The organism is Halomonas alkaliantarctica (assembly GCF_029854215.1).
Taxonomy (GTDB): Bacteria; Pseudomonadota; Gammaproteobacteria; order Pseudomonadales; family Halomonadaceae; genus Vreelandella; species Vreelandella alkaliantarctica_A.
This window is the reverse complement of record NZ_CP122961.1, coordinates 717,529-733,791: the sequence shown is the minus strand read 5'-3', so window position 1 is coordinate 733,791 and position 16,263 is coordinate 717,529. Positions and strand designations below refer to the sequence as shown.

The 16,263-nt window shown below is 56.2% G+C and carries 14 protein-coding genes; 7 read left to right on the top strand and 7 right to left on the bottom strand.

Features of this window, described 5'->3' with window-relative positions:
- Nucleotide 1: 1 nt before the first annotated feature.
- Genes QEN58_RS03360 through pilM form a run of 4 tightly spaced genes read right to left on the bottom strand, consistent with a single transcriptional unit; the run spans nucleotide 2 to nucleotide 2,845 of the window.
- The gene (locus QEN58_RS03360) at nucleotides 2–562 is read right to left on the bottom strand and encodes a pilus assembly protein PilP (protein ID WP_280105750.1); all 561 of its coding nucleotides are present in this window, start codon (nucleotides 560–562) and stop codon (nucleotides 2–4) included.
- Nucleotides 559–1,218 carry a type IV pilus inner membrane component PilO gene (locus QEN58_RS03355; protein WP_280105749.1) on the bottom strand — a complete coding sequence of 220 codons (660 nt, stop codon included), beginning with the start codon at nucleotides 1,216–1,218 and terminating at the stop codon, nucleotides 559–561. Before QEN58_RS03355 ends, QEN58_RS03360 begins: the two co-directional genes overlap by 4 nt.
- Entirely contained in the window at nucleotides 1,215–1,787 is a 573-nt protein-coding gene (locus QEN58_RS03350) for a PilN domain-containing protein (RefSeq protein ID WP_280105748.1), read from the bottom strand. The genes QEN58_RS03355 and QEN58_RS03350 overlap by 4 nt, the downstream gene beginning before the upstream one ends.
- Nucleotides 1,784–2,845, bottom strand: a complete 1,062-nt coding sequence (gene pilM, locus QEN58_RS03345) for a type IV pilus assembly protein PilM (RefSeq protein ID WP_280105747.1) — start codon at nucleotides 2,843–2,845, stop codon at nucleotides 1,784–1,786. Before pilM ends, QEN58_RS03350 begins: the two co-directional genes overlap by 4 nt.
- 191 nt (nucleotides 2,846–3,036) lie before the next feature.
- On the opposite strand from pilM, the gene QEN58_RS03340 reads away from it, so the two are divergent.
- Nucleotides 3,037–5,565, top strand: coding sequence for a penicillin-binding protein 1A (locus QEN58_RS03340; protein ID WP_280105746.1), 2,529 nt, complete (start codon nucleotides 3,037–3,039; stop codon nucleotides 5,563–5,565).
- A gap of 121 nt (nucleotides 5,566–5,686) precedes the next feature.
- On the opposite strand, the gene QEN58_RS03335 is transcribed toward QEN58_RS03340, so the two are convergent.
- The 3 genes from QEN58_RS03335 to QEN58_RS03325 are packed head-to-tail and all read right to left on the bottom strand — an operon-like array spanning nucleotide 5,687 to nucleotide 9,250.
- Complete coding sequence (locus QEN58_RS03335) at nucleotides 5,687–7,705, bottom strand: TRAP transporter permease (RefSeq protein ID WP_280105745.1); 2,019 nt, start codon at nucleotides 7,703–7,705, stop codon at nucleotides 5,687–5,689.
- A gap of 32 nt (nucleotides 7,706–7,737) precedes the next feature.
- Entirely contained in the window at nucleotides 7,738–8,250 is a 513-nt protein-coding gene (locus QEN58_RS03330) for a DUF1850 domain-containing protein (protein ID WP_280105744.1), read from the bottom strand.
- Between the two features lie 28 nt (nucleotides 8,251–8,278).
- On the bottom strand, nucleotides 8,279–9,250 hold the full coding sequence (locus QEN58_RS03325) for a TAXI family TRAP transporter solute-binding subunit (protein ID WP_280105743.1): 972 nt from the start codon (nucleotides 9,248–9,250) through the stop codon (nucleotides 8,279–8,281).
- A gap of 348 nt (nucleotides 9,251–9,598) precedes the next feature.
- On the opposite strand from QEN58_RS03325, the gene csiR reads away from it, so the two are divergent.
- The 6 genes from csiR to gabT all read left to right on the top strand — a co-directional run bounded on the left by csiR (nucleotide 9,599) and on the right by gabT (nucleotide 16,250).
- Nucleotides 9,599–10,318, top strand: coding sequence for a DNA-binding transcriptional regulator CsiR (csiR, locus tag QEN58_RS03320; RefSeq protein ID WP_280105742.1), 720 nt, complete (start codon nucleotides 9,599–9,601; stop codon nucleotides 10,316–10,318).
- Between the two features lie 135 nt (nucleotides 10,319–10,453).
- On the top strand, nucleotides 10,454–11,632 hold the full coding sequence (locus QEN58_RS03315; protein WP_035576748.1) for an acyl-CoA dehydrogenase: 1,179 nt from the start codon (nucleotides 10,454–10,456) through the stop codon (nucleotides 11,630–11,632).
- A gap of 42 nt (nucleotides 11,633–11,674) precedes the next feature.
- Entirely contained in the window at nucleotides 11,675–12,889 is a 1,215-nt protein-coding gene (locus QEN58_RS03310; protein WP_280105741.1) for a CaiB/BaiF CoA transferase family protein, read from the top strand.
- A 262-nt stretch (nucleotides 12,890–13,151) separates the two neighbouring features.
- Entirely contained in the window at nucleotides 13,152–13,946 is a 795-nt protein-coding gene (locus tag QEN58_RS03305; RefSeq protein ID WP_280105740.1) for an EAL domain-containing protein, read from the top strand.
- Nucleotides 13,947–14,885 carry a sensor domain-containing diguanylate cyclase gene (locus tag QEN58_RS03300; protein ID WP_280105739.1) on the top strand — a complete coding sequence of 313 codons (939 nt, stop codon included), beginning with the start codon at nucleotides 13,947–13,949 and terminating at the stop codon, nucleotides 14,883–14,885. It abuts the gene before it with no gap.
- An 87-nt stretch (nucleotides 14,886–14,972) separates the two neighbouring features.
- Entirely contained in the window at nucleotides 14,973–16,250 is a 1,278-nt protein-coding gene (gene gabT / locus QEN58_RS03295) for a 4-aminobutyrate--2-oxoglutarate transaminase (RefSeq protein WP_280105738.1), read from the top strand.
- The last annotated feature ends 13 nt before the right edge of the window (nucleotides 16,251–16,263 follow it).

Sequence of the window (16,263 nt, the reverse complement as noted above, 5' to 3'; positions counted from 1 at the left end):
CTTACTCGTTGTTTTCGTTGATGACTAGCGACACTTGCCGCTCCTGCCACCCTTCACGCTGGGTGAACACCCGCTCGGTAACACGTACTTCTTGCGCCTTGATCTGGGCGACACGTCCATAGTCGGTGCCCATGTAGCTGCCCTCTTTCACGCTGGTCACATTACCATCCGGTGATGCAATCAACGCCACCTGCCGCCCCGCCATACGCATGGTACCGACCAAACGTAGCTCTTGCAGCGAGAAACGCTCCAGTGGCTCTGGCTCGCGCTGCTGGTCAGGGGCGAGCGCCCCCTCGCGATCAGCGCCAACCTGGGCAATCTCGTCGGGGGGCAAAAAGGGGCTACGTCCGTCGCTATACAAGTAGGCCAAATCTTGGCTTTCGGGCAGCGCTGCTACCATAACCGGCGGCTGGCCACCTGGGGACTGACGAATATCAGCCAGCGCGCCTTCAAGCTGCGCTAAATCGGCATCCGCACAGCCTGCAAGCACCGCCACTGAAGCCGTCAGAGTGATAGCCGAGGTTGCCCTTACCGCAAGCGGTGTTGTTCGTTTAGCGCTCATGGCGAATCGGCCCCCTCTGGGGAGGGTTGGTCACTCGCCTCGACATAGCGGTAGGTGCGGGCCAGCAGCGAAAGACGCAGCGTGTCGCCGCGACTGTCAACGGGCTCCAGGTTAAAGTCATGCTGGGTCACCATGCGGGGCAGCGAGGCAATGTCGGCACTAAAGCGCGCCAATTGGTGATAGCCGCCCCGCACCTGGATATCCAGCGGTTGCTCGACATAGTGGGCCTGGGTTTGCGTTGGACGCAGACGAATCGTTTCAATGGTCAGGCGGTTATCGACGGCGGCATCGCTAATGCTATCCAGCAGCGAGGGAATTTCCGCATCGGTGGGAAGCATGGTACGCATACGCCCCAACTGCCCTTCCAGAGTCGCCAACTGCTCGCGCATTTCCGGCAAAAAAGCCGCTTCCGAGGCTTTACTGCGATATTCACTCAGTAGCCTGACCTCTTGGCGCTGAGCAGCTGTGAAGGCCTCACGCTGTTCACTCACCACGAACCACATCATTACACACAATGCCACCAGCAGCGCCAAGCAGCAGCTCAACACTTTTAATAGCCACGGCCAGCCACCGGCCTCTTTAACGTCTAGATCTCGCCAATCAACATCGCGCAGGCGCTGCCACTCGATAGCCCACTGCTCGCGATTAAGCATCATGGAAGCGCCTCCTCGATCTCGTGCGGCAACGCGGCGGTGGTCTGTTCCACTTCAAAACGAAATACGCGGCCAGAGCCGTTTTGCTCACCCTCTACCGCTGAGAGCGAAGGGACAGCTAACCCCGGCAGAGCGGCAATACGGCGCAGTTGCTCGGAAACCTGGCGCTCGCTGCCCGCTACCGCAGTGACACTGATGCTATTGCCGTTTTTCGCCAAGCGTTGATAAATAACGCCATTGGCCACGCTCTCCGCCACGTCATTAAACAGCTGCACGGCATCCGTTCGTTCGGCCTGCAGCGCCTGGAACACCGCAATCTGCTCGCCTAAGCGTTCGGCGTCGCTGGCGTAGCGTGAGGCGCCATCGATATCGGCCTCAAGACGCTCAATGTGGTCACTAATGTAGGCATTACGCTGCTGCTGGGCCTCCAGCTTGAGCTGGTAAAATTGCGAGACCAGCAGACCAAGCACGACGCCAAGCACCAGCATGCCCGCCACTACGGCATAAAATTTACGGGTTTGCCGTTCACGCTGCGCTTCCCGCCAGGGCAGAAGATTAATCGTCATGCTCATTGGCTAACCCTCATCGCCAAGCCACCCGCGGTGAGCATCGCCGGGGCATCGTTGGTCAACGCCTGAAGGTTCAAGCGCTTGTTGACCCGCATGCGCTGAAAGGGGTTGGCAATGGTCACCGACATGCCACTGTCTTCCGCAATGCGTTCAGCAAGCCCTGGAATCACGCTCGAACCGCCCGCTAATACGATGTGTTGCACTTCTTGCTGACGTCCGGCGGTGTAGTAGAGCTGCAGAGAGCGACCCACCTGCTGCACCACGGTTTCCAGAAAAGGGTTGAGCACACGCTCATGGTAATCATCGGGTAGTCCGCCGCGCTTTTTAGCGAAACCGGCTTCCTCCATGCTTAGATCGTAGCGGTCACGAATCGCATCGGTGAGCTGGCGGCCGCCGAACACTGTGTCGCGGGTATAGACGATATGCCCACCCCGGACGACGTGGAAGGCATTCATATTGGCGCCAATATCCACCAGCCCAACGCAGGCGGTGGGGTCATTGTCCACCTTTAGCTGGCGGCGCAGCTCGGCAAGCGAACGCTCCATCGCAAAGGTTTCCACGTCTACTGCCGCGGGCTCTAAGCCTGCCCGCTCTAGCGTGTCGGTGAGCTGCGTTACATCCTGCTGCCGACAGGCGACCAGCACCACCTGCTGCTGTTCATCATCAAAGGGCGCGGGGCCAAGGCACTCAAAATCGAACGCCACTTCGTTGAACGGAAAAGGAATGTGGCGGTCGGATTCAGCCACGATCCGCTCCTCGATCTCCTCTTCACTTAGCCCGATAGGGAAGCTAAGCGTTTTAGTGATCGCGGCGCTGGCGGGAACAGCCACCGCCGCTTTGCGGGTAGAGGGTTTGGCATGCTCCACGGCACGACTAAGCACACTGGCGACGTCATCAATATCGCGGATACGCCGCTCAACGACTGCCCCTTCACGTAGAGGCCGCACGGCATAGCTTTCTACTTGGTAATTATCGTGGCACTGTTTTAGCTCAAGCAGTTTGACGGTCGCCGAAGTAATATCGACGCCGATCAACCCTTTACCAGATTTTAGAAAGCGCATATTGGGGTTTGGCTCCACCTGCTTATCGCGTCGTTTGAGGTTACATGATTTTTAGTTCTGTCACACGCGAACCCACTTACAGCATATCAACACTGGTGGCCGCCGCCTCAGGTTCCTATAATGGCTGCCAATTGCATGATACGGCCATATAGATGCCGATCTTTTCATTCTTCCCAGGGTGCTCTCCGTACATGACGTTTCTTCGAACCCTTATTGTGTCGCTGTTTTTCCTCATCGTGTCATTGGTTGGTGCCACCGCCTTAGCCGTAGTGGGGGCCGCCATTTATTTCGCACCGGGGCTACCCGACGTTCGCCAACTACAGGACTTTGAGCTGCACACGCCGCTGCGTATTTTTACCCAAGACGGTAAATTGATTGGCGAGTTCGGCGAAGAGCGCCGTATGGCGATCAATTTTGATGAAATACCGCAGGATATGATCAATGCCTTGATCGCCGCCGAGGATGCCAGCTATTTCGACCACGCCGGTGTCGACCCGCGGGGTTTAGCCCGCGCCGCAGTCGAGCTTGTGCAGAGTGGTGGCACCATCCAATCCGGTGGTTCGACGATCACCATGCAGGTCGCGCGTAACTATATGTTGACGCTAGACCAAACCTTTACGCGTAAAATTCGCGAGATCCTGCTAGCGCTGCAAATGGAGCAGGTGCTCAATAAAGAGGAAATCTTCGAACTTTACGTGAATAAGATTTTCCTGGGTAATCGCGCCTACGGCATCGCTGCGGCTGCTGAAACCTATTACGACAAGCCGCTCGCTGAGCTTGATCTGGCACAAACGGCGATGATCGCGGGGCTGCCCAAGGCACCTTCAGCTTTCAATCCGCTAGCTAACTCGGAGCGTTCGCTGATTCGACGCAACTGGATTCTGTTCCGCATGCGCGAACTGGGCTATATCGAAGATGACACCTATCAGTCAGCAGTCCAGTCCCCTGTCACCGCCCGTCGTCACTATATTCAAGCTGAAGTCGATGCCGCCTATGTCTCCGAGATGGCGCGCCAGTATGCGATAGAGCGCTTTGGCGATGAGGCTTACACCGGCGGCTATCGGATTTACACCACTATCGATAGCGAGCTGCAACCCTTTGCTCGCCAAGCGCTGGCCAATGGACTGACTACATACGACCTTCGCCATGGTTGGCGCGGGCCAGAGCAGCGAGAGATTGCCGCAAGCCTTGTCGAAGCACAGGAGCAGACGGCAACCCAAGGCCTCGAAGAGGAGCTTGCCGAGTCTCCCGAAATTCGTGAAACCGCACGCCAAGCCGCCCAGCGTAGCCAGACAGAAATTGAAGGAATCGATGGCGACGTCAGCAACTGGGTGCAGGTGCTAGAGCGCACGCCCAACTATGGTCTGCTCCAGCCCGCCATTGTGGTAGAGAGCAGTGGCCGCGAAATGCAGGTACTCACCCGCGCCGGTGGCCTACAGACTATCGCCTGGGAAGGCTTGAGCTGGGCGCAACCTTATCTAAGCCCGCGTAGCCGCGGTGCCAAGCCCAGTTCGGCAGAAGAGATTGCCGTACGTGGCGATATGATTCGCGTGATTGAGAATGAAGATGGCTCGCTGCGCCTCTCCCAGCGCCCGGACGTCGAAGGTTCGCTGGTCGCCCAAGACCCGCAAACCGGTGCAATCCTGGCACTTCAGGGCGGTTTCGACTTTAACGCCAGCAAGTTCAACCGCGCGGTTCAGGCACGGCGCCAATCGGGCTCCATCTTCAAACCGTTTATTTACTTGGCGGCCCTTGCAGAGGGGGAGATGAACGCCGCCAGCGTGGTTAACGACTCACCCGTGGTACTCGACGACGGTAGCAACTCATTGTGGCGGCCGGTCAACTCTAGCCGTGACTTCCAAGGCCCGATGCGCTTACGCCCGGCACTTGCCCGTTCGCGCAACCTAGTGACGATTCGCGTACTGCAGACCATGGGACTGGACTACACGATCAACTTTTTGGAAGGCTTCGGCTTCTCTCCAGCCCAGCTTCCACGTGGCTTATCATTAGCGCTAGGCAGCGCGAGCTTAACGCCGATGGAGATGACCAACGCCTATGCGGTACTCGCCAATGGCGGCTTTCAGGTGTCACCCTGGTTTATTGAGCGGGTAACCCGTGACGACGACAACGAGCTGATCGATGAAGCTACGCCAAAGGTTGCCTGCCCTAGCTGTGCCGAGGGCCAGGAGACGGTGGAAATCGATGGCCGTGAATATCCGATTGCCAAACGCGTGGCCGATCCGGCAGCGGTCTATATCCTACGCGACATGCTGCGTGACGTTATTACCTCGGGCACTGGTCGTGGCGCGCTAAGCCTTGATCGTGAAGATATCGTTGGCAAGACCGGCACCACGAACAGCCAGCGTGATGCCTGGTTTGCGGGCTTCAACAGCAACCTGGTGACTACGGTATGGGTGGGTAAGGACAGCAACGAGACCATTTCTGAATATGGGGCTCAGGCCGCGCTGCCTATCTGGGTAGAGTTCATGGGTGACGCCCTGGAAGGTACGCCGAATGCGGTACCGGAGCGCCCCGCGACTATCGTAACGGCACGCGTCGATCCGGAGACAGGCCAGCGCTTAGCAGATGGCCAGTCCGGCGGCATTACCGAGCTGTTCCATCAGGATCACCTGCCGGATTACCAGCAGCGGCGCATCAGCCGTGAGCTGGAAGAAGCCAGTGGCTCCCAGGGTTCAGGCACCGCTGAGTCGATCTTCTAAACCAGCCACCGCTTAGCCCTTAGCCTTTAAGCCCAGCCCACCAAGCAAAAGGCCCGAAGATTATCTCCGGGCCTTTTCTGTTACTGCAGTCTTTTCACTCTGGGTGTCGGTTGCCTAACATCTATCCGCTAACGGGTGTCGCAGGCTCTTCGCGCTTGCTGGCCAGCCAGTTAGCGCCAATGGCGATGATCATTACCACCACACCGGCAATCTCAGTCATGAGATTAGGATAGAACACCCCAAAAATTGCGGCGGTAATTGCGATACGCGGTAGCCACGACATTTTGGTAAACAGGTAGCCCTCCAACGCCGCTGCAAAGGCACCTAATGCCAGAATGGCAATCACCCCGTTCCAGATAACCACCGGTACCGGGCCGCCAATAATGATCTCAGGATTGAAAACCATAAACAGCGGTATCAGGTAGAGGCCTTTAGCAAACTTCCACGCCTGGAAGCTGGTTTCCATCGGCTTACTGCCCGCTATCGCCGCCCCGGCAAAGCCTGCCAAAGCGATGGGCGGAGTCACGTTGGAGTCCTGGGAGTACCAGAACACGACCAAGTGAGCGACCAGTAGCGGCACACCAAACTCGGCGGTCAATGCAGGCCCGACGAGTACGATAAGCACGATATAGCTGGCGGTAACGGGCAGCCCCATCCCCAGTACTAAGCTGGCCAACAGCACCATCACCAGCGCCAACACCAAGTTGCCGCCGGAGAAAGCCAGCATCATGGAGGAGAACTTCAGCCCCAAGCCGGTTAAACCCACTACCCCAACGATAATCCCGGCGACCGCACAGGCCATGGAAACCGCTACCGCATTGCGAGCACCTAGCTCCAAACCCTCGATCAGCTTGGCGAAGCCTGTGTGAATCACGTCTTTAACGGCCGACGCGGTCACCGGCTGGCCCTGCCTGGGCGCCACAAAGAAGAACCACAGCACGTAGCGCAATACCGCCACCGCCAAAATAGTGATCACTGCGTAGTAGCCGACCCGCATGGGCGACATACTCATCGCCAACAGCCAAACCAGCACGGCCAACGGCAACAGGAAGTGCCAGCCATCCTTCATGACTTGGCGCATCTGCGGAAGCTCGTCTTTGGGCAGCCCCTGCATGCCTTGTTTGAGAGCGATGATATGCACAAACAGATAAACCGTAGCGAAATACATAATCGCCGGCAGGATACTGACCTTGACGATGTCCAGGTACGGTGTATTGGTGTACTCAGCGATCAAGAATGCCCCGGCCCCCATCAGCGGCGGCATGATCTGCCCACCGGTCGAGGCCGCTGCTTCGATACCGCCTGCCTGCTTGGCTTTGTAGCCCAGCCGCTTCATCAACGGAATGGTAAAGGCACCGGTGGTAACCACGTTGGCAATCGCGCTGCCAGAGATAGAGCCCATGCCCGCCGACGCTAATACCGCCGCCTTGGCTGGCCCGCCGCGCTGGCGGCCCGTCGCCGCATAGGCCATATCAATAAAGAACTTGCCTGCCCCGGTGCACTCCAAAAAGGCGCCGAACAGCACAAAGATAAAGATGTAGGTCGCCGCGACGCCCAGCGGCAGGCCAAAGATGCCCTCTTGGCCCAGGTACAGCTGCCCGGCGACCCGGTCAATGGTGTAGCCCCGGTGTTCCAGAATGCCCGGCATCCATTCGCCCAGCCAAGGCAGCTCGCCCCGTGGCCCAGCAAAGGCGTACACAATCGCCAATAGGCCAATGACGGTCATACCAAAACCTACCGCACGGCGACTGGCTTCCAGTACCGTCACCGTGGCAATACAGGCGACCAGAATATCGGTCTCATTCCAGAACCCTGCACGGCTAAAAATCTCATCCAGGTTGAGTACTAAGTAACCACCGGTCAGCACCGCCCCGGCAAAAAACACTAGATCAAGTCCCCAGCCCAACACACCACGCTTACGGGTGGGGCCAAAGGCTGGAAACATTAAGAATGCCAGCACCATGATCAGTGCCAGGTGAATACTGCGCTGATAGAAAAGCCCTAACGGCTGAATACCGGCAGAGTAGAGCTGAAACAGGGAAAGACCCACCGCCACAATGGTGATCGACCACAGCACCATGCGGGGTTGAATCGCATTACCGCCCGGTACCACGCTCGACGGTTGATTGGATTCGCTCATGAAGTCCTCGGAAGCGTTAACTAATGTCGTTTTTATTCACGCGGGGATGCGTGCGGGTCTATCAACTGAATGGTTACGCGTTGCCCAGCGGCATGAGCACTTAGGCTCACTGGCGCATGCTCACCGTCTGGCCACACCACGCGATGATTAACAGCCGGTGAACCTACCCTCAACACATAGCGGTTATTGGCTACTGGCTCGTTAATGGCATTAATCCAGTAACCGCCTTCACCGTCTGATACTTGCTCACCGCGGCCAAAGATATGCCCAAGCCCGGCGGCGAAATCGGGTTGATGGCTACGCTCCAATTGCATGGAGCCCGCTGCATTACGATAGCAGTCCAACACCGTGAAGTGCTCCACGGAGTGCTGCCACTTAATACACCAGCGACCGCCATCAGGTACCGTCTCATCCACTAGCATGTCGCCTTGTTCGGTCACTACGGCTAAGTGCATAAACGCCGACGCCGAAGCAGGGGTAGCCCCCACTCCGGCGATCAGACAACATGCAATGAGTAGCGCCACCAGTCGTTGCTGCCACTGCATGGCAATATCCTTCAATGCACGTTAGCGATTACGGACGCAGACGATCCGGGATTTCAGCACCGACTTCTTCGAAATAACGCAGCGCACCGGGGTGCAGCGGCACAGGAGTCGACTCCATAGTGAACTCAATGGTGGTGTCGTTAGCCGCCGGGTGAACGGCAATCAGCTCGTCGGTGTTTTCGAACAGTAGCTGGGTCAACTGGTAAGCCAACTCTTCGTCCATATCAGAGTTAACGACGAGGACGTTGGGAATACCCAGGGTCTGCACGTCTTCGTCCATACCGTCATACATACCGGCGGCAAGCTTGTAAGGAGCGAAGACTTCTTCTGCTTCCCGAGCATTGGCCACTTCTTCATCGGACAGGCCAATCAGGCGAATATCGCGGGTGGCTGCCAGGTTGAGAATCGAGCTGGTGGGCGGCCCTACGCTCCAGAAACCGGCGTCGATATCACCGTCGCGAATCGCATCGGCGGTTTCGTTGAAGTTAAGGCGCTGTGGGGTGAAATCGCTATAGCTAACACCATTGGCTTCAAGCAGAGCACGGGCATTCAGCTCGGTGCCGCTACCCGGTGCACCGACAGAAACGCGCTTGCCCGCTAGATCAGCAATCGTTTCAATATCCGACTCGGCCAGCGTTACCAGTTGTACCGCGTTAGGATAAACCGAGGCTAGTGCGCGGATGTTCTCAACCTGACGGCCTTCAAAATCATCCGTACCGGTATACGCTTGATAAACCGTATCGGCCAGTGCCAGGGCAAGATCCGCATCGCCGCGCATGATCAGGCCCATATTTTCAACCGAGGCACCGGTCACCTCAGCGGTCGCCTGGGCGCCTTCGATATGGTTGTTGATCATTTCGGCGAAACCACCACCGATAGGATAGTAAACACCGCCAGTACCACCGGTGGCGATAGAGAGTTGCTGGGCGCTTGCTGGAAGTGCGACCGCGAGAATAGATGCGGCAGCTGCTGTGGTGTATAGAGAGCGTAGAGTTCGCATGAGCGTTTCCTCCGTCCTGTTTGGACTTATAGGTATGGTTGACGATAAAAGGAAGTGTTGAATTTCCAACGTCTGCTTGCCATCAACAGGCAACCAGAAGCGGTGAAAGAGAAGTTAGCACGGCTAATGCGTTGGATGCTAATAGGGTGTTATCAGCGCAGTAGCAGCTCCGCGTGTTCAAAATGACGACTAAACAGGCGAGGCCAAGCTAGCTTTCTAGCTCATTTAAAATAACGAAATCCTGCGCAAATGTCTTACCCTGTGCCAAATTGTTAATATTTAGCGATAATGACGGTCATTTTCCCCATCTCACCTTTATGATTGATTCAGGATAGGAGCCACACTGCTATGGAGCCCGGTTTTAAAGAAGAAGATAGTCGGGAAAAAGACGCGCCGCGGCAAAATCTGGCCATTAGTGCTTACCGTCAACTCAAGCACGACATTATTCGTGGTCGCTATGCGCCAGAGCAGAAACTGCTGATGAGCCGACTCAAAGAGTACTACGGCGCCAGCACCGGGCCGCTACGGGAAGCCCTGTCGCAATTAGTTTCTGACCGCCTAGTGGTCGCGATCAGCCAGCGCGGCTACCGGGTAGCCCCCATGTCACTGGCTGAACTCAATGATATTTACGACGCTCGGGCGCAGCTCGAAGGACTGATTCTGCGCTTGGCTATAGAGCGCGGCGACGACGAATGGGAGGCCACCGTACTGGCCACCGCGCATCGGCTGGCCAAGGTCACCGACATCAACACCCCCGACGACCTGCTGGATATCTGGGATCAGCGCCACAAAGCCTTCCATACCGCCATTGCCAGCGGCTGCAACTCCCCTCACCTGCTGCAAATGCGCAATACTCTGTTTGACCAGGTAGAGCGCTACCGCCACCTGTGGCTGCAGGAAATCGTAATGTCGTCCCAGGCGCTGGAACTGAAGCGCCAGGAGCACGCCGCACTGGTCGATGTCATTCTGGCTCGCGATACCGCCGAAGCCGATACCCTGATGCGCGATCACCTAATGACCCCCGTACCGATCATTACCCGCGTCCTTCAAGAGCGCGGCATCGACTGAGCTTTTCGCTTCGGCTCTTCGCCCAGACCAAAGTTCTACGTTTTAAAAAAATGTAGATATTTTAAAAAAACGGCGATACATTGGCTGTAAGCTACCTTGCACCTATTCCTGACCACTATCCGAGGAATCTACGCCATGACGCATTTCAACTGGGACGACCCGTTACTTCTGGAACAACAGCTCACCGATGAAGAGCGCCAGATTCGTGATGCGGCCTACGATTACTGCCAGGAAAACCTCCAGCCCCGCGTACTGACCGCCTTCCGTGAAGAGCGTTTCGACCGTGAGATCATGACCGAAATGGGCGAGCTTGGTCTGCTGGGGGCTACCGTTTCCCCCGAGTACGGCGGTGCAGGCGTTAACCACGTAGCCTACGGCTTGATTGCCCGTGAAGTAGAGCGCGTAGATTCCGGCTACCGCTCAGCCATGAGCGTGCAGTCCTCGCTGGTGATGTACCCCATCGAGACCTACGGTTCTGAAGAGCAGAAGCAAAAATTCCTGCCCAAACTTGCCAGCGGTGAAATGGTCGGCTGCTTTGGCTTGACCGAGCCTGACCACGGCTCTGATCCGGGCAACATGATTACGCGCGCGGAAAAAGTCGACGGTGGCTACCGCCTAACCGGCGCAAAAATGTGGATCACCAACAGCCCGATTGCCGATATCGCGGTGGTATGGGCGAAATCAGCAGCCCACGACAATCAGATTAAAGGCTTTATTGTCGAGCGCGGCACCGAAGGTTTCACCACGCCCAAAATCGAAGGCAAAGTCTCGCTGCGCGCCTCGATTACCGGTGAGATCGTGCTGGACAACGCCTTTGTTCCCGAAGAGAACCTGCTGCCCAACGTCAGCGGCCTGAAAGGCCCCTTCGGCTGCTTGAACAAAGCGCGTTACGGCATCGCCTGGGGCGTCATGGGCACGGCTGAGTTCTGCTGGCATGCGGCGCGTCAATACACCCTTGACCGCAAGCAGTTTGGCCGCCCACTGGCCGCCAACCAGCTGATTCAGAAAAAGCTCGCCGACATGCAAACCGAGATCACCCTTGGCTTGCAGGCAGCGCTGCAGGTGGGTCGCCTGATGGATAGCGGCAACTGGGCGCCTGAAATGGTCTCGTTGATCAAGCGCAACAACTGCGGCAAAGCGCTGGATATCGCCCGCCAGTCCCGCGATATGCACGGCGGCAACGGTGTTTCCGACGAGTACGGCGTGATTCGCCACATGGTCAACCTGGAGTCGGTGAATACCTACGAAGGTACCCACGATGTGCACGCCTTGATTCTTGGCCGCGCGCAGACGGGCATCCAGTCGTTCTTCTAATCACCACACCTTGATCACTTGTCACTTATTAACGGAGCCTCTATGAGCGAGTTAACCAAACCACTGGCCGGTATTAAAGTACTCGATATTTCGCGGGTATTGGCTGGACCGTGGTGCGGTCAGATGCTCGCGGATATGGGGGCGGATGTGATTAAGGTAGAGCGCCCCGGTAGCGGCGATGACACTCGCCACTGGGGCCCTCCGTGGCTGGTGGGCACTGAAGAGTCGGCGTACTACCTGTGCGCTAACCGGGGTAAGCGCTCGGTGACCGTTGATATGGCCAAGCCCGAAGGCCAAGCGGTGATCAAGCAGTTAGTCGCCCAGTCAGATGTATTGATAGAAAATTTTAAAGTCGGTGGTCTTAAGCGCTACGGCCTGGATTACGCCAGTTTAAAAGCGTTAAACCCCAAGTTGATTTACTGCTCGATCACCGGCTTTGGTCAGGAAAGCCCTTACGCTCACCGGGCGGGTTATGACTTTATGATTCAAGCCATGGGCGGGATCATGAGCCTAACCGGCAAACCCGACAGTGAACCCGGTGGTGGCCCGGTAAAAAGCGGTGTCGCCTTTACCGATATTTTCACCGGGCTATATGCCGCCAATGCGATTTTAGCGACGCTTTACCAGCGCCGTGATAGCGGCGAAGGCTGCCATATCGATATGGCGTTAATGGATGTCCAGGTCGGCGTGCTCGCCAATCAGGCGCTCAACTACCTAACCTCGGGCAATGTGCCCCAACGGCTGGGTAACGCTCATCCTAATATCGTGCCTTACCAGGCGTTCGCTACCCAGGATGGCCATATGATTATGGCTGTCGGCAATGACGAGCAGTTCAAGCGTTTTTGCGCGGTGCTTTCCCTACCGGCTTTGGCGGAAGATCCGCGCTTTGCCACCAATGGGGCTAGGGTAAATAATCGCGCGCTACTCGTGCCGCAGTTGGAAGCGGCGCTGGCCCAGCGCGGCACTGATGAGTGGCTAGCCGCTTTTGAAGCCGTGGGCGTGCCCTGTGGGCCGATCAATACGCTGGATCGGGTTTTCGACGACCCCCATGTGAAAGCCCGTGGACTCAAGCAGACCCTGCCCCATGACCAAGCAGGTCAGGTGGACCTGGTCGCTAATCCGATACGTTTTAACGGCGCCCAGATGAGCGCCACTACGGCACCGCCCCACCTAGGTCAGCATACTGAAAGCGTGTTGAATGAACTCGGCATCAGCTTGGAGCAGCAAGCTGCGCTCCGAGAAGCGGGGATTATCTAACCGTAGTGTTTTGTTATTACTCTTCTTAAGCGCCTTACCCGGCGCTTTTTTTTGGCCGACAGAACCGACAGACATTGCTAGCCAGGAGGTGGGCCGAAACCGGCTAGTGCTTAGCAATGCAAAGCTGTACAATACCTATACGAAAAATATATAAAAATTTAAACCACATAGCGTTGAAAGCCTCAGTGTAGTCTTTGGGCATTAAGCTATTTAATGATGGCAATCACAGTGTTATCCGATACCCACCCCCACAGGAGCAGCTATGAGCCAGTGCGCACGCGTTAATGGCAGTTGCAAACGCTGTGAAGGCGATTTGCCCTTTGAATTCACCATGGCCTTTCAGCCGATCGTGGATCTATCCCTGGCCCAAATCGTCACCTATGAAGCACTGGTTCGTGGGTCGCGTGGCGAATCCGCCGGGAGTGTGATTGCCCAAGTCACCGATGCCCTGCTCTACCGGTTTGATCAGGCCTGCCGGGTAAAAGCCATCGAGATGGCCAGCGCATTGAATATGCAAACCAACCTTTCGATCAACTTCCTACCTAACGCCGTTTATGAACCGGAAGCGTGTATTCAGGCAACGTTAGAAGTTTCCAAGCGAGTGGGCTGGCCCACCAACCGACTTATTTTTGAAATTACCGAAACCGAACGCGTCCGCGACCGGCTGCACCTGCGCAATATCATTGATGCCTACCGCTCAATGGGTTTCAAAACGGCGCTCGATGATTTTGGCAATGGGTACGCTAATTTGGACTTACTGACGGAATTAACGCCTGACAAGCTCAAAATTGATCGTGAGCTGATCATGAATTGCGATCGTGATATTCGCCGTCAAGCACTGTTAAACGCGATCATTTTGCTCGCTCAAGAACTCAATATGACGTTGATTGCTGAAGGCGTTGAAACGCGCGCCGAAGCACTATGGCTGGCCCGTGCAGGCATCGTGCGCCAACAAGGCTTTTACTTTGCAAAACCGGCTATTAACTCACTCGGTGACGACATAACTGCTCTGTTAGCGGGGTTAAAAAGTGAAGTCTATTTGGTGCAGGAGCAGTGAATGAAAGAGATTAGCCCCGATCAGCTTTATCAGCTTTTTAACCGTTCAAAACGCAATACCGAAAACGTCATTAAAGCGGCACCCATTGGCATCTGTATCACCAACCCTTCCGGTCATTTTGAGATGGTCAATCCTGCCTACTGCGAGTTTTATGGCTACCAGCCCGAAGAACTTCTAGGCCAGCACTTTACTCAAGTAGTGCCCGAAGAGAACCGGGCGGTTTTATCGGCGCTGCATGCTGAGTTTATGCAGGGCAACGAAAATCAAGAGCCCCGCCAAGAGTGGGATGTAATCGTCAAAAACGGCGGCAGACGCACCATTATCGCCGAAGCTGCGCGCATTGAGGCCGAAGACGGCGAACCGCGTAAAGTCACTTTTATTATCGACATTACCACCCGCAAGCATTTAGAAGAGCGACTAAAGCAAGCCAATGAGCGCTTGGACCATCTGGCCCACCACGACGAGCTAACCGAACTGCTCAACCGGCGCGCCGGTTTACAGCGGCTGGATGAAGAGATCAAGCGCTGCGAGCGGTATGTAACGCCTTTCAGCATCGCGATCTATGATCTGGATGACTTCAAAGCGATCAACGATACCTACGGACACAGCGCGGGCGATAGCGTTCTACAGCAGATCACCGCATTAGTGAGCAACGTACTGCGCGATACCGATTTACACATACGATTGGGCGGTGAAGAGTTTTTGATCATTATGCCAGGCGTCAACGCCGAAGAGGCCTACCAAGGCATGGAGCGCGTTCGCGAAAGCGTCGCACAACAAACGTTTAGCGAGCATCAATTGACGGTGACGCTCTCATCAGGGATTGCCAGCTACGTTGAAGCTTCGGGCACACGGCTACTTGATCGTGCCGATAAAGCTATGTATCAAGCTAAACAAACGGGGCGCAATCGTGTTGTCATTGCCTCGTCATCAATGTAATCAAAGCTATTAAGTACTTTGCTTGTAAGTACTATGCTTATAAGTACTATGCTAAAAGACCATTCATCATCAATTAGGAAGTAAGCCATGAGCAGCAATGCCGAACTGAACGAGCTGAAACATAAATACGTCGCTGCTGGCGCAGCAAGCCCTGCAACGGCGTTCGCCGACCACGCGGAAAACGCTGAAATCTGGGACGCGGACGGCAACCGCTTTATCGACTTCGCGGGCGGCATTGGCGTACTCAACGTAGGCCACCGTCACCCGAAAGTGGTCGCGGCTGTAAAAGCCCAGCTGGATAAGCTGATGCATACTTGCCAAACGGTGATGCCTTATGAAGGCTACGTTAAGGTCGCGGAAAAACTCAGCCAGATCGTTCCGGTTCGTGGCCATGCCAAAGTCATGCTTGCCAACTCCGGTGCGGAAGCGCTGGAAAACGCAGTCAAGATCGCCCGCGCCGCCACCGGCCGCTCCAACGTTATCTGTTTCGATGGCGGCTACCACGGTCGTACCTTCTTCACCATGGCCATGAACGGCAAGGTGGCGCCTTACCAGAGCGACTTCGGTCCAATGCCGGGCACAGTCTTCCGTGCACCCTACCCGGTGCCATACCACGGCGTGAGCGAAGATGAAGCCATTCGCGGCCTGAAGATGACGCTGAAAACCGATGCCAACCCCAAAGATACCGCGGCCATCGTGCTCGAGCCAGTGCTTGGTGAAGGCGGTTTCTACCCGGCCTCTACCAGCTTCCTGACCAAGGTTCGCGAAATCTGCGATGAGCACGGCATGCTGATGATCGTCGATGAAGTGCAGTCGGGCTTTGGCCGTACCGGCAAAATGTTTGCCATCGAGCATAGCGGCGTTGAGCCGGACATTATGACCATGGCCAAGAGCATGGCCGACGGCATGCCGATCTCCGCCATCGTGGGCACCGACAAAGTGATGGACGCTTCAGGCCCTAACTCGTTGGGCGGCACCTACACCGGCAGCCCCACCGCCTGTGCGGCGGCGCTGGCGGTCATGGAAGTGTTTGAAGAAGAGAACATTCTGGAGAAGAGCCAAGCCCTGGGCGACAAGCTGGCTAAGCGCTTCAATGTGTGGGCAGACAAGTTTGATTGTATCGACCACGTGCGCAACATGGGCGCGATGGCGGCATTTGAGCTGGTGTCGAACAAAGCCGACCACACGCCTAACCCAGAGCTAGCTGCCGCACTGTGCAAGAAAGCCCGCGAAGAGGGTTTGATCCTGCTTTCATGCGGCATGTACGGCAACACCATCCGCTTCCTGATGCCCGTCACCATTCAAGATGACGTGCTCAATGAAGGCCTGGATATTATTGAGTCCTGCCTGGATTCACTGGTGTAACGCAGTTTTAACC